We start from the raw sequence: 19,123 nt of genomic DNA on the forward strand, positions 1-19,123 counted from the left end.
GGCGTGGCCGTTGTCCGAGTTTGTGATCGCGCGGCGGTCCGTCGTCGCAAATCGTTGGTCGCGATTTCGGAGAATTCAAATCATGCGCAGGCGCTCGTCCTCGCTCGCCGCCGCGGCGTTCCTCGCGCTCGTGGCTTCCCCCGCGCTTGCGGCAACTTCGACCCTGCCCCCGCCGGACGCCGTCGCCCGGGTCACGCCAGGCGCCACCGAATACCGCATCGGCCCCGCCGACCAGCTGGACATCAACGTCTCCCAGCTGCCCGAACTCACCAAGGTCGTGGAGGTCGGCCCCGGCGGCAAGATCCTGCTGCCGCTGGTCGGCCAGGTGCAGGCGTCCGGCCGCACGCCGGTGGAGTTGTCCGACGACATCGCCGCGGCGCTGAAGAAGAAATACATGAAGGACCCGATCGTCGTGGTCTCCGTGAAAGAGGCCCAGGGCGACAAGATCACGGTGGACGGCGCGGTCACCAAGCCCGGCGTCTATCCGCTGGCCGGTCCGACCACCCTGCTGCAGGCCGTCGCCCTGGCTCAGGGCCCCGACCCCAAACTCGCCAATCCCAAGCGGGTGGCGATCTTCCGCACGGTCGGCGGCCAGCGGCGCAGCGCCTTCTATGACCTGACCCAGATCCGCACCGGCCGCGCCGAGGATCCGGCGATCTACGGCAACGACATCGTCGTGGTCGACACCTCCGGCGCCAAGTCCTTCATGCAGAACTTCCAGGGCGGATCCTTCATCGGTCTGCTCGGGATGCTCGTCCACCCGTGGTGAGGCCGCGCCGCCACGACACCTCCCGCCATTGATCCCGAGCCCTATTCCCGAGGAACCGCCTCGAGCGCTCGGGGTTATTGGCCAAGCTAGATTTTTCCGAACTGGGCGGGGTCCTCGAGGCCCGAACATAGACCGGGGAGCGTCAGGGGTTTCGTCAACCGACGGAACAGCGCCTTCCCGACCGGAGCTTGAGCTTTCCGGCGGTCCCGCCTGCCAGATGGTCCGAACGCAGGTCTTCACATGAACAGTCTGATTCCGATCTCGCATGAGCTGCCCGCACATCCGGGGCAGCCTTTCCGACCGATCGAGCCCGAGCGCATGCACCTGCGTCAGCTGTTCGGCATCCTGCTGCAAAGGGCGAAGCTCGCGCTGTGCGTCGGCGCGGCGGTGTTCCTGGTGGTCTTGGCCGCCTTCGCCCTGAAGACCCCGACCTACAGCGCCTCCGGCTCGGTGCTCATCGACCCGAAGGGCGTCAACCTGGCGCGGGCCGACCAGCCTCAGAGCTATGGCGCGCAACCCGACGCCAGCGCCGTCGACACCCAGGTCGAGATCCTGAAGTCCGAAGCCCTCGCCGAACGCGTGGTGCGCCGGCTGAAGCTCTACAACGATCCGGAATTCAACGGCTCCCAGGCGCCGCGCCTGTTTGGCCTGATCCCCGCCAAGGGCCCGATCGCCAATCCCGATTCGAAGCTGGTGGCCCGCGTCGCCGGCGGCCTGATGAGCCACGTCTGGGTGCACCGCGCCGGCCTGACCTACGTCGTCTATGTCAGCGTTGCATCCACCTCGCCCCAGAAGGCGGCGATGATCACCAACACCTACATGGACGAATATCTGAAGAAGCAGCTCGACGACAAAATCGCCCTGGTGACCAAGGCCAATGGCGACCTCGGCGCGAGCCTGGAGAAGATGCGCCAGGACGCCGAGGTCGCCGTCGCCCGGGTGCAGGAATACAAGAACGCCCACGGTCTGATGAGCGCCGAGGGCGCGACCATGGCCGAGCAGGAAGTCACCACCCTCAACACCCAGATCGCCGCGGCCAAGGCCGAGCACGCCGAGAAGGCCGCGCGCCTGGCGGCGGCCGAGGCTCAACTGCGCATGGGCAGCGGCGGCGCCGATGTGGGCGCGGCCCTGGGCTCGGAGACGATCAAGGAACTGCGCAAGCGGGAGGCGGAGCTTTCCGTCAAGCTCGCCCAGCTGAAGACCGACTTCACCGACGACTATCCGGAAGTGAAGCGCACCCAGGCGCAGCTGAAGGACATTCGCGCGGAGATCCAGACCGAGATCAACCGCATCATGTCCAGCCTGAAGGCCGACGCCACCGCCGCGGCCGGGCGTGAGTCGTCGCTGCTGGGCAGCCGCGGCGCGGCCGCAGGCGGCATCCAGAGCAACAACCAGGCCCTGATCGGGCTGGTCGGCCTGCAGCAGCGGGCCGACGCCGCCAAGGCGATCTACGAGGCCTATCTGAACCGCGCCAAGCAGGTCGCCGCGGAAGGCGGCATGCAACAGGCCGACGCCTCGATCAGCTCCCTGGCGGCGACGCCGACCGCGCCCTCCTCGCCGAACATGAAGCTCGGCGCGGCGCTGGCCCTGCTGGCCGGCCTGATTTCGGCGGGCGCGGCGATCATCATGGCCGAGTTCTGGGACAAGCACCTGCGCTCGCGTCTCGACGTGGAACGCGAGCTCGGCGTGCCCTTCGCCGGCGTGTTGCCCGACTTCCGCTCGGTGAAGCCCAAGAACCTGCGCGGGCCCGAGGCGCAGCCCCAGGAATACCTGGTCAGCCACCCGTTCTCCGGCTTCGCCGAGGCGTTCCGCAACCTTCGGGCCTTCCTGATGGTCTCGGCGCACGGCGATGACGCCAAGCTGCTGGCGGTCACCTCGGCCGTGCCCCGCGAGGGCAAGAGCCTGACCTCCTTCTGCCTGGCGCGCACCCTCGCGCTCGGCGGCGCCCGCGTGGTGCTGGTCGACTGCGACCTTCGCCAGCGCGGCGTGACCAAGATCCTCGGCCCCCGTGAGGTCGGCCTGGTGGAGGTGGTGCAGGACAAGGTGCCGCTGGCCGAAGCCCTGGTGCACGACGCCAAGAGCAACTGCTGGGTGCTGCCGGCCGCCGGCAAGTCGATCCCCTACGACCTGTTCTCCAACCCGGAGACCGACGACGTGCTGCGCGAACTCTGCAACCAGTTCGACTATGTGATCCTCGACGCCCCGCCGATCCTCGGCGTGGCCGACGCCCGGATCCTGGCCGGCAAGGCCGACCGCGTCCTCTATCTCGTGCAGTGGAACAAGACCCCGCTGCGCGCCGCCCAGTCGGCGGTGGATATCCTTCACGAGTGCGGGGCCAACGTGGTCGGCGCCCTGCTCACCAAGGTCAATGTGAAGGGCCAGGCCCGCTACGGCTACGGCGATAGCAGCGACTACTACGGCTACTTCAAGAACTATTACATCGCGGCGGCCTAGGGCGGACGGGGGCGGCGACCATGCTCACGGCTCGCATCGGCGCGCGGCGCGGGGGCGGCGGCAAGCTGGCCGCCCTCGCCCTGGCGCTCACTCTCGCCGCCTGCCTGAAGGCCCCGTCCTCTGCCGCGGCCGCCGCGGAGCCCCTCACCCGCAGCCCGGACGGGCGGCCGTTGACCATGACCTTCTCCGACGACTTCGAAACCTTCCGCCGCTGGTCGGGCGGCAAGGGCGTGTGGCGGACCACCTTCCGAGACGGCAAGGCGGCCGACGAGGTCGAGATCCGGACGCTGAAGAACAACAAGGAAGTCCAGCTCTATGTGGAGCCGGAGTTCGGCCAGCTGGGCCTCGACCCGTTCCGCACCCGTAACGGCCGGCTGGAGATCCGCGCCGAGCCCGCCCCGCCCAAGGCCATGGCGGCCCTGCACGGCTATCGTTACGTCTCGGGCCTGATCAGCACCCAGCCGTCGTTCTCGCAGACCTACGGCTACTTCGAGATGCGCGCCAAGCTGCCGCGCGGCAAGGGCGTGTGGCCGGCCTTCTGGCTGCTGCCGCAGGACCTCTCCTGGCCGCCCGAGATCGACATCATGGAAAGCGTCGGCGACCCCTCGAAGGTCTATGCCACCCTGCATTCCAAGGCTGAGGACGATATGGGCCTCGAGGTCCCGGTCAGCGATCCGGACGACTTCCACGTCTTCGCGGTGAGTTGGGATCCGAAGGATGTCGTCTGGTACGTCGACGGCCGCGAAGTAAAGCGCCGCCCGACGCCCGCCGACATGCACAAGCCGATGTACATGGTGGCCAATGTGGCCCTGGGGGGCGACTGGGCCGGCTATCCGGACGCCTCGACGCCGTTCCCGGCGACCCTGACCATCGATTACATCCGCGCCTACAGGTACGCCCGATGACCTCGGCCTGGAACACCACGCCGGGAGACGCCCCCCGTATCCGCCGCATCCGCGGTGGCGGCGAGGCTGAGCCCCCGCCGAACGCCCGGCTGCGCGTCACGCCCGTGCAGGAGATCGCCCACACCCCGCATCGCGAGGAAGGCTTCGAGATCGGCCGCACCGGCGTCGACATCGACGGGCTGTTCGCGATCGCCCTTTTGGTCCCCATGCTGTTCGTGGGCCAACTCGGCTCGCTCGGCGTGGCGATGGTCGCGGGCCTCGTGCCGGCCTATCTGTTCCTGCGCCGCGAGGGCCTGTTCAAGGTCCTGATGCCGCGCAGCTTCCTGTTCCTGATCCCGGCGTTCGCCCTGTTCTCCGTGGTTTGGTCCACCGCCCCCGGCGAGACCCTGCGCTACGCCATCGAGCTGGCGATCACCGTCGTGGCCGGTCTCCTGCTGTCCTCGGCGCGGAATCAGGAAGCGGTGGTGCGCGGCATCTCGCTGGCCTTCCTGAGCTATGTGGTCGCCTCGATCTTCTTCGGCGGCTACGTGGGCGTCGGCGTCGGCATGGGCGGCGAGGCCTTCTCGGGCCTCAGCGAGAGCAAGAACCTGCTGGCCGACATCGCCTCGACCGGCCTGGTGGCCTCTGCCGTGGTGACCATGCTGGCGGTGCAGAACCGCCGCTGGCTCTGGTTGGCGGTTGGCCTGGTTTCCATCGCCCTCGACCTCTACTGCGCGATCGCCGCGCGCAGCGCCGGGGCCATCCTGGGCCTCGGCATGGCGACCCTGGCCTTCGTCGGCCTGACGCCGCTGGTCTATGCGGGCAAGACGGTGCGCGCCGCGGTCACCTCGATGATCGGGCTGTGCCTGGTCGGCATCGGCGTCTTCTATTCGACCATCGCCCAGGCCATGATCGACTTCGGCGCCAGCGTCTTCGACAAGGACCCGACGCTCACCGGCCGCACCTACCTCTGGTATCGGGCCGCCGACCTGATCCGCGAACATCCGGTGCTGGGCCGCGGCTTCTACGCCTTCTGGATTCAGGGCAACATCGACGCCGAGGGCCTGTGGCGCTACTTCGGCATCGACGGCCGCGGCGGCTTCACCTTCCACAACACCTTCGTCGAGATCCTGGTGATGCTCGGCTGGGCGGGCCTGGTGCTGATCGGCGCCACCCTGCTGACCGGCGTGGTCTTCCTGATCCGCCGCTTCGTGACGCGGCCGACGCTCACCCACGTCTTCTGGATGGGCATGCTGCTCTACGAGCTCGCTCGCACCCCGATCGAGACCGTCGGCGTCGCGCCCTTCTACTTCTCCACCGCCCTGGTGTTCGGCGCGCTTGGCGCGGCGTTCAAGCGCTCCCGCTCCCGCAGGCGCGAACGGGAGGAGGCCCAGGCGGCGCAGGAGGCGTTGAACGCCCAGGCCTGGTCGACGGACGCCCGGGGCGCGGCGCGCCCCGTACCGGTGTCGCTGCGGCTGGTCAGGCCGGCCCCTGGGAACGGGAGGTGAGCTTGGCCGACGGGGCAGGCGCACCCATCGCCGCCAGGCCTGGAACCAAGCGGCGCAGCTTCCTGCATCGCACCTCCGTCGGCGCGCTGGCGCTGTCGGTGTCCAGTGCGCTGCGGCTGGGGCTGCAGCTGGCCATGCTGCCGATCCTGGCCCGGCTTATCGGCCCGGCGGAATACGGCCTGGTGGCCATGGCCATGCCCTTCATTCTGTTCGCCAACGTGCTGTCAGACGGCGGCATGAGCCTGGCGCTCGGGCGCCGGCAGGACGTGACGCCGGAGCTGGAATCCACCGTCCTGTGGCTCTCGGCCGGCATCGGCGGAACGATCGCGCTCGGCCTCATCGCGCTCGCTTGGCCGCTCGGGGTGGTGATGCACCAGCCCCGCCTGCCCTGGCTGATCATGGCGCTGTCGCCGATCCTGTTCATGAACGGCCTGGCGGCCGCCTCCAACGCCCGGATCATCCGCGAGGGCCGGTTCAGCGTCTTCGCCGGCGGCGACCTGTTCTCGACCCTGGCCGGCGCCGCGGTGGCCCTGGTCGCCGCCATGCACGGCTACGGCGCCTGGAGCCTGGTCGCCCAGCAGCTGGCCCTGTGGGTCGTGAAGCTCGTCTGGGTGACCGTCAACAGCCGCGCCGCCTTCCGCCTGCACTGGCGTTTCGAGGAGGCGCGCGACCTGCTGAAATTCGGCCTGCACGCCATCGGCTCGCAGCTCGCCGACTATGTCTCGCGAAATATCGACAACCTGATCGTCGGCGCGATCCTGGGCAGCACGGCGCTCGGCTTCTACGCCATGGCCTATCAGATCGTCCGCATTCCCGACATGCTGATCTCCGGGCCCCTCTACCTCTACATCTTCACCGCCGTCTCGCGGGCCGCCCACGAGTCGCAGCGCGGCGCGCTGCAGGACCTGGCGGCCTCGGCGATGCGGCTGGCCTCGGCCGCCTTCGCGCCGCTGTTCTGCGGCCTGGCGATCATCGCCGACCTGGCCGTGCCCCTGGTGCTCGGCGACAAGTGGCAAGGCGCCATCGAACCGCTGCGCTGGCTGGCTGGCGCGGGGTTCTTCTTCTGCATCTGCTCGCTGGTCAGCGCGATCCTGATGGCGCTTGGCCGCTCGGCCCTGCAGCTGCGCCTTTCCATGCTGCTGGGCGGGGCCACCATCGTCATAGTGGGCGCCACCGCTTCGTTCGGTGTGACCGTGGTTTCGATGGCCCTGGCCATCGGGATCGCCGGGGTCTGCGCGGTCTATGTCCACCAACTGGCCCGCGCCCTGAAGATGCCCAGGCGCACGCTGGTCGCCGCCTTCCGCCCGGCGCTGCTGGGCGTGGCCGCCATGGCCGCCGTGTTGATCGGCGCGCGCAGACTGTTCGCCGGGGCGCCCGCGGCGGCCGCGCTCGTCATGCTGCTGGTGCTCGGCGCTCTCGTCTATTCGGCCGTGATGCTGGCGACGGCGCGCCGCCGGCTGCTGGAGGACGCGCGCACCTTCGGTCGGGCGCAAACCGATCGGGTCGGCGACGCCGGCGCGGCCGCGCCTAGTCCGGCTTGAGGTTCAGGCGGTCTGAGGCTGTGGCTGCGGACGTGCGGCCAAGCGCTTGATGCGCGCGGTCACCGGCATGGTGAGCAGCGGCCAGATCGCCGGCGCCCCCAGCGCGCGGGAAATCCCGCCCGCCAGATCGCGTCGCTTCAGCCGCTGGATGACCTCGTCATAGGCAAGCGCCCGCTCCAGCGAGCGGCGGCGGGCGGCTTGGGCGCGGCGCGCATCGGCCGGGAGGTCGGGCACATCGGTGTCGAACGCCGCGTCAGCCCGCAGCATGGCTTCCAGATGGTCGCGGCGCAGGACGTGCGAGATCGAGGCCGGATGCCGGCGATAGCGGTACAGGCCCGCCGGCTCCAGCCGCAGCCGCAGGCCCTTGGCCAGGAGCCGCAGCAGGACGTCGTAGTCCTCGCCGATCCGTAGGGTCTCGTCATAGCGCACCCCAGCCGCGCGCCAGGCGGCGGCGCGCACCAGGGGCTTCAGATAGCCCAGCCCGGGCCGGCGGGCGTACATGCGGCTGGAGTCGATCACATCGGCCAGCGTCACCCAGCCGGGCGCCTGGAAGAGCGGCTCGGGGAGGAACGGGCGGATGGATTGCGGCGCGCCGTCCTCGAAGGCCATGAGGTTGTCGGCGACGATGTCGGCCTTGTCCGACTCCGCCCGGCGCAGCAACCGGGCCAGACGGTCCGGCTCCATCAGGTCGTCGGAATCGAAGATGGCGATCCAGCGGCCGCGCGCCTCGGCGAGCGCCCGATTGCGCGCCGCGCCCGGGCCGGCGTTGCGCGCCTGCACGATCAGTCGGACGCGGGTATCGAGGGCGGCCGCCTCGGCGACCAGGGCGGCGCTGGCGTCGCTGGAGGCGTCGTCGACGACGATCAGCTCGAGCGCGCGCAGGCTCTGACCCAGCACCGAGGCGATGGCGTCGGGCAGATGCCGGGCGCCATTGTAGTTGGCGGTGATGACGGAGACGACGGGCCGCTCGCCCGTCATGGCGCGACCGCGGCCGTCTGCATCGAGGCGCCCGCCGCCGGGCGGCCGGCGCCGTGGGCAAGCCAGGTCCCGAGCTGCATCCAGAAGCCCAGCGACCAGCCCAGGTGCATGATCATGGCCGCGGGTCCGGACAGCAGCACGGCGCGGTCCTTCTGCTTCGCGCCGAGCGCGACGCCAAAGGCCAGGGCGGCCAGCATCCAGACCAGCGCCGGGATGGCCAGCGGCCAGAACAGCGGAGCTGCGAGCGCGCCCAGCACCGCCGGCGCCACGCCCAGCGGCAGGGCCTGGCGCATCTTCAGCGGCGTATAGTGCTTAAGCACCGTCCGCGCCCGGCCCTTGCCGTAGCTCACATACTGCTTCCACAGCGCGCCCGGCGTCTTGCGCGGGTGGTAAACCAGCCGCGTGCGGTCGGTCAGCCAGATCTTCGCACCTTCCTGCGTCAGCCGCAGGTCGAGCTCGGCGTCCTCGTTGTGACTGAAGCTCTCGTCATAGCCGCCGATCTGCTGAAAGGCCTCGCGGTTGAACAGGGCGTGGTGTCCGTGGTCGACCCAGCCGGCCGCCGCGCCGACCCGGTGGGCCGCGCCGCCCGTGCCGAGCCGCGAGTTCTGGGCGGCGGCCACGGCGCGCTGGAAGGGTCCCTCGCCGTGGGTGTCCATGGCCACGACCACCGAGTGGGCGCCCGTCCGGCGCGCTTCGGCGATGAGGGTGGAGACGTAGTTCTTGGGGTATTCGGCATGGGCGTCGATGCGCACCAGCCAGGGCCGGCCCTCGCCGATCGTGCGGGCGGCCAGGTTCACGCCGGCGCTCTGCAGCCGGCGTGGATTGGGCATCAGGCGCACGCGCGGGTCGCGGGCGGCGATGTCGGCGACGATCTCGCGGCAGCCGTCGGTGGAGCCGCCGTCGGCCACCAGCACCAGCGGGTCGACCAGCGCCTCGTCCTCCAGGATCCTGCCGATCACCTGGGCGATCAGCGGCGCTTCGTTGAGGCAGGGGATGACGATCAGCGCGCGCTTGCGCCGGGATTCCTCGTCGAGCGGCGCCGGCGCATTGGCCGGCTCCGCGGGGAGACGGATCAGGGCGTCGGGATCGAGGTTGGCCCAGGCCCGCGGCCAGGGCGCCCTGACGCTCCCGGGGGAGCGCTCGACGACGGCCGCGCCGCGTGGCGCGAAGGAGCGGGGCTCTGCCGGCGCGCGACGCCCGTCGTCGGGCAGCGCGTCATCAGGTCGGAGGGGAAGCTCGTTGCGGGGCTTCGGGTTCAACATGGGTAAGCGTGCGGTCCAGACTTATCGGAAGCGCCCCCACCAGCGCAGCTTTGGTCGGGACGGCGACTAAACAGCCTCACCGGGAATATGTTCCGAGGGAAAAGCCCCTTTGGCCGCAGGCTTTCGCGACTGCGCGAACGTGGCGCATGACGCCGCGGCAGGCGCCTCCTCGCTGGACACCGCCGCCACTAGCCGACGGCAGTCCTCGACGCCCGCGACGAAGGCCTGGCGAGGCCTGGCGGCGACCTCGGCGCGCAGGGCGCGGTAGCGCGCCGGCGCCAGGGCTTCCAGCGCCGATTCCAAATCCGCCGCGCTCTCGAGCCGAATCCCGAAGCCATGATCGGCGAGATAGCGGCCGGTCTGCACGCCGGCGAGCGCGATCGGCACGGCGCCATGTCGGCTGGCTTCGTAGAGCCGGTTGGGCAGCAGCCAGGAGGAGTTCAGCCCTTCCTCCATGAAATCGATAGCCCAGGCGAAGTGCACGTCGCCGTAGAGCCGCGGCAGGTCGGCCGCGGAATAGCTGCCGCCGAAGCTCACATTCGGCAGGCCCGCGACCTCGGCGTCGAAGTCGTCGAACTCGCTGTAGGCTGGACGGCCGTGCATGCGGACGTCGACGAGGTCCGGCCGGCGGGCGGCGAGATCGGTGAGGATCGCGAGGCTCTTTCGGCAGCGGATCGCGCCCATCCAGCCGACCCGCCAGGGCGGTCCCGGTGGCGGACCCGCGGTCACATTGTCGCCCGCAGGTTCCAGCTCCAGAATCTTGTTTTCAATAAGATATGTTGGAATTCCGAGGTCACGTCCGACGCCTTGCCGCGGCTCGAAATAGCGCTCGAGGAAGGCCGGCGAGCTGACCATGAGCAGGTCGGCGCGCGCCATCAGCGCGCGCTCGGCGGCGCGCATGGCCCGGCTCTTGACCCCCTCGCCCAGCATCAGCCGATGGATGTCGAGGCACTCATACACCAGCCGCGCCTCCGAGCCCGCCATCCGCCGCGCGGCCTCGGCGACCGCCAGCGCCTCCAGGGTGCGGGCCATGATCACCGGCGCGTCTTTCAGATGCCGGCGCAGACGCGCGGCGATCAGGGCGTTCAGCCCGGTCATCGCCGCCCGCTGCAGCATCCGGCCGTCATGGGTGCGGCCAAGGTCGACCGCCGGAACGCCTTCGATGGTCGTGGGCGCCGCCGCCTCACGGCGGAAACCGAGCACCACCGGCTCCGCCCCGCCGGCCTTCAGCATCCGCACCCGGCGCGCGACGGCCGGATCGGTCAGGTCGTGGACGAAATAGGCCAGCTTCACCGAAGAGGCGCCCCTTCATTCGAGCTTGAGCGTTTACGAGGAGCCAAACGCGCAACGGGCCGTTTGGAGGCCAGGGACCTGTTGGGATTTGCGAGGCGGCGGGCGGGGCATGACGCAATCGGCGACTTCTGCGGCGGCTGAGTTCGGGTCGCTGCCCAAGGCGCCCGGCGAAATTCGTTCGATCCAGTACCTGCGCGGCGTCGCGGCGTTCGGCGTGCTGCTGTTCCACGCCGCCGATCGCGCCGGCTATGTGTTCGGCGTGGGCGCGGCCGGCGTCGACGTCTTCTTCGTCATCTCCGGCTTCATTATGTGGGTGGTGACCTGTCGCCGAACGCCCGCCCCCGGCGACTTCCTGATCCGGCGGGTGCAGCGGATCGTGCCGCTCTACTGGGGCCTGACGCTGCTGACGGCCGCCGCCGCCCTCGCCATTCCCGGCGCCTTCCCGGCCATGCGGCCGACGATGAGCCATGTGGCCCAGTCGCTGCTGTTCGTCCCGCACCGGGGCGAAACCGGCGCCATCGCTCCGCTGATCGTGCCGGGCTGGACGCTGAACTACGAGATGTTCTTCTACCTGCTGTTCGGCGCGAGCCTGATGGCGCCCGCCCGTTGGCGGCCGTGGGCCTTGAGCGCCGCGCTCCTGGGGCTTGCCGCGATCCGGCCGCTGGGCGACGCGCAGAACCCGATTTGGGCCACCTTCACCAATCCCCTGCTGCTGGAGTTCGGCGCCGGCGTCTGGCTCGGCAAGGCCTGGTCCGAGCGCCGCCTGCCCGGCCGTGGTGCGGCCTGGGGCCTGATTGCGGCGGGCCTCGCGGGCTTCGCCGCCGTGACGCTTGCCGGCGTGGACATCGAGCCGGCGAGGATCCTCTACTGGGGTCTGCCCGCCCTGCTGCTGGTCACCGGCGCGGTCAGCCTGGAGCGCGCCGGCTCCGTGCCCCACTGGTGGCCCCTACGGGTGCTCGGCGACGCCTCCTACTCGCTCTATCTGGTGCACGGCCTGGCGATTTCGGCCGCCTTCCGCCTGTTGCAGAAGGCAGTCGATGCGCCGGTCCCGACCTTCATCGTCTCGGTGATCGCGGGGCTGGCCGCAGGCCTGGCGGTCTATGAGCTCGCCGAGAAGCCGCTGATGAAGCTGTTCCGCACCGGCATGGCGGCCAAGCGGCCGGGACCGGCGATCGCCCCGCACATCGCGCCCGCGTCGGAGCCCTGACCTCAGGCCGCGGGAGCGACGCCCGCGGCCGACGGGGCGACCGAACGGCGGCCCCAGCGCATCGGGGACAGCAGGGCCTTGACGATCGGCTGGCGCAGTTCCTTGAGCAGGAACCACAGGGGGTTGTGGAAATAGGCCCGGCCGGCCAGGTGCAGGGCCAGGAGCGGGCGGTTCATCCGCGCCGCGCGGCGGGCGAGCCACAGCAGCGTCAGGCTGCGGGCCGTCCAATAGTCGTGGCGCTTCAGCCGCGGGCCGTGGCTCTCGCAGCGGCGGATCACTTCCAGGGCGGCGCGTGCGGAGCGCTCCAGCGCATGGGACGAACTCTGCGGCACGATGCGGTAGAGCACCAGCGGCTCGTCGATCGCCACCACCAGGCCGCGCCAGGAGAGCTGCAGCAGCAGCTGCCAGTCTTCGGTCTGGCCGAAATCGCGGACCAGGCCCGGATCGTAGCCGCCGAGCGCGCGCACGTGGCTGGCGCGCATCAGCATGGCGCTGCCGTTGCCCACCGGGTTGCGGGTGAGCAGCTCGCGATAATCCACGATCGGCGCAAGCCGGGTGTCGACCTGCGGCAGGAGGCGGTCGTGCTCGTCGATCCACTGAGTGCGGGCGAAGGCGAAGACCACGTGGGGGCCCGCGGTCTCCAGCGCTTCCACGGTGCGTTCCAGGAACTGCGGCCGCCACAGGTCGTCGGAATCGATATTGGCCACATAGGACCCGCGGGCCTCGGCGAGCGCCCGGTTACGCGCCGCGGCGACGCCGGCATTCGCCTGCCGGATCAGCCGGAAGCGCGGATCGGCCTTCACCGTCTCGGCGACGATCTCGGCGGTGCGGTCCTTCGACCCATCGTCCACCACGATAACTTCGAAGTCGGTGAAAGTCTGGGCGCGGAGCGACGCCAGGGTGCGTCCCACGAACGCCTCGGCATTGTAGGCTGGAACGATTACGCTGACCAAAGGCGCCGTCATGGCCCCGCCCGGTTGTTTCACCTGCGGCGATAACGCGGACCTTTGCCGTTCGTTCAGTCGAGATCGAGAAGGTCGCGGCCGGCGGCGCTGACCTTCGTGCATCCGGTGAGGATCATGGCGACCGCGAGCTCCGAGCGCAGCGTCGCCAGCATCTGCGCCACCGCCTTTTCGCCCCCGGCGCCCAGCGCCCAGGCCCAGGCCCGGCCGACGAAACAGGCCTTGGCGCCCAGCGCCACCGCCTTCAGCACGTCGAGGCCCGAGCGGATGCCGCCGTCCATATAGACCTCGAGGTCCGCGCCCACCGCCTCAGCGATCCGCGGCAGGGCCGAGATCGAGGAGCGCACCCCGTCCAGTTGACGCCCGCCATGGTTGGAGACCACCAGCCCCTGCGCGCCGCAGCGCACGGCCTCGCGGGCGTCCTCCACGTCCAGCACGCCCTTGATGACGATGGGCCCGTCCCAGTGCTGGCGCACCCAGTCGAGGTCGGCCCAGGTGACCGACCGGTCGAAATTGCGCGCCACCCAGCCCAGGAAGTCGGTCACCCGCCGGCCCTGCTGGCCGAGCGCGCCGGCCACGGAGCCAAGGCTATGCGGCCGCCCGTGCGCCCAGACGTCCCACATCCAGGCTGGATGGGTGATCCCGTCCCAGGCCTGGTTCAAGGCGCCGGCGACGCCGCTGGAGCCGGTGAAGCCGGAGCGGACGTCGCGGTAGCGCGCGCCCGGCGTCGGCAGGTCGACCGTGAACACCAGCACCGGGCAGCCGAGGTCCCTGGCCCGCCCGAGCAGGTCCTTCAGGTAGCCTCGGTCCTTGAGCATGTAGAGCTGGAACCAGGGGGCCACGGAGCCCCGCGCCACCTCCTCCACCGAGCAGACGCCGACCGTGGAGAGGCAGAAGGGCACGCCGGCGGCGGTCGCCGCCTTCGACGCCTGCACCTCGCCGCGCCGGCCATACATGCCCGCCATGCCCACCGGCGACAGGCCCACCGGCATGGCGAGCGTCTGGCCCAGGGTCTCGACGGTCATGTCGAGGCTGGTCATGTCGCGCAGCACCCGCTGGCGAAGCGCGATGGCCTGCAGGTCGCTCACATTGCGGCGCAGGGTCTCCTCGGCGTAGGAGCCGCCGTCGATATATTCGAAGAAGATCTTCGGCAGTCGCCTGCGCGCGAGCTCCCGATAGTCCGACACCGACGCCGCGCGCATGGCCCCTCCCGCGTTCTCGGGCGACTCTAGCAAGGGCGGCGGCGTGCGTCAGGCCTCAGGCGGCCGCGGAGCCATGACGATCCAGACCTGATGGGCGCGGGCCATCAGCTCGCCCGCGGCGCTGAACAGCGCGACGCCGGCCGTCTCCTTGCGGCCGTCGCGAACCAGAGGCCAGGCGAGAACGATGCATTCCTCGCCCGCCTCGGGCCGGCGGATCACCTCGCCGGTCATGGTGCCGAGCAGGGCGCCGTGGCGGCCTTCCCGCTCGACCCAGGCGAAGTAGCCGGGGCAATCGAGCGCGGCCCAGACCACCTCGCTGCGCGTCAGGCCCCCGAGGTCGGCGAAATGGGCGTGCGGCGTCCAGACGCCGCCCACCATGCCCGGCGGCCGTCCGGCCAGCTGTCCGGCGAAGACCCGCAGGCCATCGCCCTCGCCGCGCTCGGTCCCGCAGGTGAAGCAGATGGGATGGAAGGACGTGGCCAGGCCGGCGTAGCGCCCGCCGGCGAGCCGCGCCTCGTCCAGGCTGGGCGGTGCGGGCGGCTCCGGCAACTCGGCGGCGGCGGCCGCCGCGCCCTGGCCGATCAGCTCATCTCCGTCGCCGCTCATGACGACCACGCCGTCGCGGCGGGTCAGGCTGAGCGGCACGTCCAGCGGGATGCGCGCGCGCAGGACGGACGTGGCGGGACCGTCGATGTCCTTCGCCAGCACGCCGCAGACATAGCCGCCGTTTCCGGAATTGGGCGGGCCGCAGAATTGGCGGCCGATCACGATTTTCGACAAGAACCAGGACTCACTTGGGCAATGACCAAATCAATGGCGCAGGCTTTTCCACGGAAGAAGCCGGCGACGGAAGTGCTAAATCGGCGGCGCGGCGTTGGAGCCACGGTCGGGGCTTGCTAGCTTGGGGCCAAAGCCGCCGAGGGCGGATTCGTGGACGACTGTGTTCGAGGAGGTTTTCTGGTGAGCGAACGGGTGGAACGGCCCTGGGCCTTGATGCGCCACCACGCCGGCTGGGCGGATGTCTTCCACATCGAGACCGAGAGCGCGGATTCGATCACCGGCTTCTATCCGGACCGCGAGACGGTGGGGCCGCCGGTCAGCTATTCGGTGCGGGCCGTGCTCGCCCGCTTCCCCACGCTGGAGGCCGCCCGGGCGGCGCGCGAGGGGGCGGTGGCCGAATGGCGCAAGCATGACGCCGGCGTCCGCGACGCCGAAACCAAGCTGCGCGAGGCGGAAAAGGCCCGCGAGGACGCCTGGCTGACCTGCCTGCGCGACGCCGCAAAGGCGAGCTAGAGCTTCAGTCCGTTCGCGACGAAGCCGGCGATCGCGGCCGCGACGATCGCCGCCAAGCGCCGCGCGCCAGGCCGGCGCATAGGCGAGCTTCGGGTCTTCGGCGAAGTGCTGCCGGCCGGTGATCAGTGTTAGGCGCCGCAGATCCGCGCGACTGCGCCGGGAGGAGCGGACGGCCCTCAACGGCGCTCAGCGCGACGCGGTGCGCAGCGGGGCGGACTTCACGGGTGCGGACTTCACCGGCGCGCCCTTGTGTGCGTCATCGGCCAGCATCGAGGCGCAGTTGGCGTCCTTGGCCAGGCCCGGATCGACGAAGGGCAGGAGAATCGCCAAAGGCGACAGCGCCGTGGCGAGCGCCACCGCAATCCCGCCCTGGGCGAAGGCCTGGCCCTTCTCGACGCGCAGCGAGGGGCTGCGAATCGGGCCCTCGACGTCCACCGGAACGAGCAGGCGGACGAGCTGGAACTTCTTCGGATGGCCCTGGGCGCGGAACGCCAGGCGCTCGGTGTCGAGGTTGATCTGCCCCGTACCGCTGACCAGCACCGGCTCGGTGTCGAACACCAGGTGGGTCGCGGTCAGCACGCCCTTCCTGGCCTGGAAATTGGCCACCGCGCAGCGGATGGGGGTGGTCTGCTTGCTGTTGGAGTTCAGCAGGCCGAGGCCCTTGATCACATCGACGCCCATCAGCTCGGCGATGGACTGGCGGATCTCGCCGCCCGGCGAGACCACCATCACCTGACCGTCGGCGTTGGCGAAAGCCTTGTGCACGCTGTCGCCGGAGCCCTTCAGCTGGGCGCGCCCGACCACCGCGCCGGCGAACGGCGAGCCACCCTGGAACTTGAACGGGAAGAGGCTCTCCAGTCGCGCGTTGGACAGGCGCAGGTCGATGTCGGTGGCCGGCGTCGGCTTGCGCGCATCGAGCTGAACGTAACCGGAGATCTTGCCTTGCGGCAGGCCCAGGGCGAGCGGCTCGGCGCGCAGCAGGCCGTCGTTGAGCTTCACGCGCGTGGAGCCCGACGTCAGGTTGATCGGGGCGTTGCGGATCGACACGGCCTTGTAGGTGACGTCGGCGTCGATGCTGCGGATCTTGCGCGTGTTCAGCGTGGTGTCCGGGAAGATGCGGTTCTCGGCGGCCAGGTGCTGGGCGACAACCTTCTGAGAGGCCGACGCCACGGGGCCGGCCTTGGGCGCTCCGCCGAACAGGGCGCCGAGGTCGGGGAAATTGAGGTTCTGGGTCCGCAGGTCGGCCTGCAGCATGGTGCGCGGACGGCTGGCGTCCACCTCGATCTCGCCGGCCAGGTCCGAGGACCCGACGCGGCCGCCGATCCCGTCGAGCCGGTAGATGTGGTCGTTGCGCGCCAGCCTGGCGTGCAGGCTATACGGCGGCGTGTTGGGCAGCGGCACGCCGGTCAGGCCATAGAGGTCGGCGAGATCGGGTCCGCGCGCCGTCGTATCCATGTAGAAATGGCCGAAGTCGAAGGGCTTCGGCACCGCGCCCTTGGCGGTGACATAGGTCTGGCCGGCGCGAATGTCGGCGTTGAAGGGGTAGGGCTTGTTGCGGTCGATATTGAGCAGCGGCCCGCCGGTCACCTCCAGGTGGAACGGCTGGGCGTTCAACGCGCCCTGGCCTGTCATCTCGAAGCCGCGGGTCTGAGCGCCCAGCTGCTCATGGGCGTCGATCGTGCCGTTGAAGGTCAGCTTGCGGATCTCGTCGCGCACCTGCAGCTGGCCGTTGTTGATGATGAAATTGCGGATCGGCGGCAGGCGCAGCGGCGGGCTCGTCTTCTGGCCGTTGGAGAAGTCCCAGGTCGTCCGCCCCTGCGCGTCGCGCAGCAGGTTCACGCGGGGATTGTCGAACTCGAGCCGGCGCAGATCGAGCTGGCCGGTCAGGAGCGGGATGAGCCGGATGCGCACCGCGATCCGCCCCACGTCGGCCATGGGCGAGGGCCCGGCCCAAGCGGGGTTGGCCACGTGCACGCCGTCCACCGTCGCCGTCGGGTTCCAGGACCACAGGTGGACGTTGAGGTTACCGGAAATCGTCACTTCGCGGTGCATTCGGGCCGAGGCGAAGCGGGCCATGGGCGCGCGGAACCAATTCCAGTCCCAGATCGAGACGATGAAGGCGACGAGCAGCGCCAAGGCGAGGAACACCGCCCCGGTCACCAGCGCCGCCCGGCGGCCGGAGCCCGGCCGGTGCTCGGCCTGAATGTGTTGGCGCGCCTGCCAGCCATGGAAGGCCGCCCACCGCTGGGCAAGCCAGCCGCGCGCGCCGGGATTCTGTTTGTCGACGGTATCGCTGGACAAGGAAAACTCCGCAGTCGCCCTTCAACGCGCGGGCGGTCCGGTCGAGTTCCCCAATGAATGTTAGTGGCTTACGCCGCGTCCGCTGACGGCGGCCCAGGCCGTGCCGGCCATGATCTGGAAATCGAAGGCCAGCGACATCCGCTCGAGGTACTCGGCGTCGAGCTTCACCTTATCCGGGATCGGCAGTTCGTCACGCCCATTGATCTGCGCCCAGCCGGTGAGACCAGGCCGCAGCGCCTCGACGCCGGCCGCCGTGCGCAGCGCCACCAGGTCGTCCTGGTTGAACAGCGCCGGACGCGGGCCGACCAGGCTCATGTCGCCCTTCAGCACGCTCCAGAGCTGCGGGATCTCGTCCAGGCTCGTGCGCCGCAGGAAACGGCCGAGCGGGGTGATCCATTGGTCGGGATCGCCGAGGAGGTGGGTGGCCACGTCCGGCGCCCCGGTCCGCATGGTGCGAAACTTGGGCATCGGGAAGATACGGTTGTAGCGGCCGACCCGCCGGGACCAATGCAAGGCTGGACCCGGGCTCTCCAGCCGCACTGCAAGCCCGATCGCCAGCAGCGCCGGCGAAAGCAGGACCAGGCCCGCAAGGCTCCCCAGGATGTCCACCGCCCGCTTCACGGCGCAAGTCTTAGCCCGCGCCGTTCAGGCTTGGTAGACACGCGCCTCGCCGCGCTCGCCCAGGGTCTCGGCCGTCCAGCGGCAGATCGCCTCCAGGGGCGCGACCAGACCGGCCGGCGCGCCCAGCAGCACCAGCGCGCAACCGTTCATCTTCATGGGGTCGGTCAGCGGGCGGATCCGGCATTCCGCGACCAGCGGGGCGGCCACGGCATCCTCGACGTCAGCCAGGAAGCCGTCGAAGGTGGCCAGGTCCTTGAGCGGCAGCCAGATCATCAACACGGCGCCGGCCGTGCGCCGGCGCACGGCCTGGGCCGTCTCGACGATCCGCGCATAGTCGTCGGCGCGCTCGAAGGGCGGGTCGATCAGCACCAGGACGCGGCCGCCCGGCGTTTCCCGCGCAGCCACGTCATAGCCGTCCGCGCAGAGCGTGCGGACGTTTGCGCGGCCCTTCAGCGCCTGGGCAAGCGCCCCGTGTTCCTCGGGCCGCAGCTCGCAGGCGACGTAGCTGTCGTTCGGCCGTATCGCCTCAGCAATCAACCAGGGCGAGCCTGGGTAGCGCCTGACGCTCCCGCCACCGTTCAGGCGACGCACGGCCTCGGTGAGCGGGGCGAACGCCAGCGGAGCCTCGGCCGCGGCCATGAGGCGCACGATGCCCGCGGCCGCCTCACCCGACTTGCGGGCCTCCGCGCCTGCCAGGTCGTAGAGGCCGCGACCGGCGTGTGTGTCGATCACCGTCAGCTTGGCTGCGACCTTCAACCGGGTCAGCAGCTGCAACAGGGCGGCGTGCTTCACCAAGTCGGCGAAATTGCCGGCGTGGAAGGCGTGGCGGTAGTTCACGGGCGCTCACT

16 protein-coding genes are annotated in these 19,123 nt (G+C 70.3%); 7 read left to right on the top strand and 9 right to left on the bottom strand.

Features of this window, described 5'->3' with window-relative positions; genetic code table 11:
• The first annotated feature begins 82 nt into the window (after positions 1 to 82).
• The 5 genes from VGT80_RS16345 to VGT80_RS16365 all read left to right on the top strand — a co-directional run bounded on the left by VGT80_RS16345 (position 83) and on the right by VGT80_RS16365 (position 7,156).
• Entirely contained in the window at positions 83 to 769 is a 687-nt protein-coding gene (locus tag VGT80_RS16345) for a polysaccharide biosynthesis/export family protein (protein ID WP_327457673.1), read from the top strand.
• Positions 770 to 1,009: 240 nt separating this feature from the next.
• On the top strand, positions 1,010 to 3,223 hold the full coding sequence (locus tag VGT80_RS16350; RefSeq protein ID WP_327457675.1) for a GumC family protein: 2,214 nt from the start codon (positions 1,010 to 1,012) through the stop codon (positions 3,221 to 3,223).
• 20 nt (positions 3,224 to 3,243) lie between these two features.
• The gene (locus VGT80_RS16355; RefSeq protein WP_327457676.1) at positions 3,244 to 4,128 is read left to right on the top strand and encodes a glycoside hydrolase family 16 protein; all 885 of its coding nucleotides are present in this window, start codon (positions 3,244 to 3,246) and stop codon (positions 4,126 to 4,128) included.
• Entirely contained in the window at positions 4,125 to 5,615 is a 1,491-nt protein-coding gene (locus VGT80_RS16360; protein WP_327457678.1) for an O-antigen ligase family protein, read from the top strand. The genes VGT80_RS16355 and VGT80_RS16360 overlap by 4 nt, the downstream gene beginning before the upstream one ends.
• A complete protein-coding gene (locus VGT80_RS16365; RefSeq protein ID WP_327457680.1) occupies positions 5,612 to 7,156 on the top strand; it encodes a lipopolysaccharide biosynthesis protein in 1,545 nt (514 codons plus the stop codon). Before VGT80_RS16360 ends, VGT80_RS16365 begins: the two co-directional genes overlap by 4 nt.
• A 3-nt stretch (positions 7,157 to 7,159) precedes the next feature.
• Here VGT80_RS16365 and VGT80_RS16370 read toward each other — a convergent pair whose 3' ends face one another.
• The 3 genes from VGT80_RS16370 to VGT80_RS16380 form a co-directional block, all read right to left on the bottom strand.
• Positions 7,160 to 8,134 (bottom strand): glycosyltransferase family 2 protein, encoded by a 975-nt coding sequence (locus tag VGT80_RS16370; protein WP_327457682.1) that lies wholly within the window; start codon positions 8,132 to 8,134, stop codon positions 7,160 to 7,162.
• Positions 8,131 to 9,396, bottom strand: a complete 1,266-nt coding sequence (locus VGT80_RS16375; RefSeq protein ID WP_327457684.1) for a glycosyltransferase family 2 protein — start codon at positions 9,394 to 9,396, stop codon at positions 8,131 to 8,133. Before VGT80_RS16375 ends, VGT80_RS16370 begins: the two co-directional genes overlap by 4 nt.
• Before the next feature lie 66 nt (positions 9,397 to 9,462).
• Positions 9,463 to 10,689 (bottom strand): glycosyltransferase, encoded by a 1,227-nt coding sequence (locus tag VGT80_RS16380; protein WP_327457686.1) that lies wholly within the window; start codon positions 10,687 to 10,689, stop codon positions 9,463 to 9,465.
• A gap of 109 nt (positions 10,690 to 10,798) precedes the next feature.
• Here VGT80_RS16380 and VGT80_RS16385 point away from each other — a divergent pair, with 109 nt between their 5' ends.
• Positions 10,799 to 11,896: an acyltransferase gene (locus tag VGT80_RS16385; protein WP_327457688.1), complete on the top strand. Its 1,098-nt coding sequence runs from the start codon at positions 10,799 to 10,801 to the stop codon at positions 11,894 to 11,896.
• Between the two features lie 2 nt (positions 11,897 to 11,898).
• Here the strand turns inward: VGT80_RS16385 and VGT80_RS16390 are convergent, their stop codons facing one another.
• From VGT80_RS16390 to VGT80_RS16400, 3 genes are read right to left on the bottom strand one after another with little or no spacing between them, the layout of a single operon-like run.
• Positions 11,899 to 12,861, bottom strand: a complete 963-nt coding sequence (locus VGT80_RS16390; protein WP_327457690.1) for a glycosyltransferase family 2 protein — start codon at positions 12,859 to 12,861, stop codon at positions 11,899 to 11,901.
• A gap of 53 nt (positions 12,862 to 12,914) precedes the next feature.
• Positions 12,915 to 14,060 (bottom strand): L-lactate dehydrogenase, encoded by a 1,146-nt coding sequence (locus VGT80_RS16395; RefSeq protein ID WP_327457692.1) that lies wholly within the window; start codon positions 14,058 to 14,060, stop codon positions 12,915 to 12,917.
• Between the two features lie 48 nt (positions 14,061 to 14,108).
• Positions 14,109 to 14,840 carry a hypothetical protein gene (locus VGT80_RS16400; protein ID WP_327457694.1) on the bottom strand — a complete coding sequence of 244 codons (732 nt, stop codon included), beginning with the start codon at positions 14,838 to 14,840 and terminating at the stop codon, positions 14,109 to 14,111.
• Between the two features lie 180 nt (positions 14,841 to 15,020).
• On the opposite strand from VGT80_RS16400, the gene VGT80_RS16405 reads away from it, so the two are divergent.
• Entirely contained in the window at positions 15,021 to 15,353 is a 333-nt protein-coding gene (locus VGT80_RS16405; RefSeq protein WP_327457696.1) for a hypothetical protein, read from the top strand.
• A gap of 186 nt (positions 15,354 to 15,539) precedes the next feature.
• On the opposite strand, the gene VGT80_RS16410 is transcribed toward VGT80_RS16405, so the two are convergent.
• Genes VGT80_RS16410 through rlmJ form a run of 3 tightly spaced genes read right to left on the bottom strand, consistent with a single transcriptional unit; the run spans position 15,540 to position 19,112 of the window.
• Positions 15,540 to 17,654 (bottom strand): AsmA family protein, encoded by a 2,115-nt coding sequence (locus VGT80_RS16410; RefSeq protein ID WP_327457698.1) that lies wholly within the window; start codon positions 17,652 to 17,654, stop codon positions 15,540 to 15,542.
• Between the two features lie 60 nt (positions 17,655 to 17,714).
• Positions 17,715 to 18,275 carry a sugar transferase gene (locus VGT80_RS16415; protein ID WP_327457700.1) on the bottom strand — a complete coding sequence of 187 codons (561 nt, stop codon included), beginning with the start codon at positions 18,273 to 18,275 and terminating at the stop codon, positions 17,715 to 17,717.
• A gap of 24 nt (positions 18,276 to 18,299) precedes the next feature.
• Positions 18,300 to 19,112, bottom strand: coding sequence for a 23S rRNA (adenine(2030)-N(6))-methyltransferase RlmJ (rlmJ, locus tag VGT80_RS16420; protein WP_327457702.1), 813 nt, complete (start codon positions 19,110 to 19,112; stop codon positions 18,300 to 18,302).
• Positions 19,113 to 19,123 lie beyond the last annotated feature (11 nt).

Origin of the sequence: Phenylobacterium sp., assembly GCF_035944335.1 — a bacterium.
Lineage (GTDB): Bacteria > Pseudomonadota > Alphaproteobacteria > Caulobacterales > Caulobacteraceae > Phenylobacterium.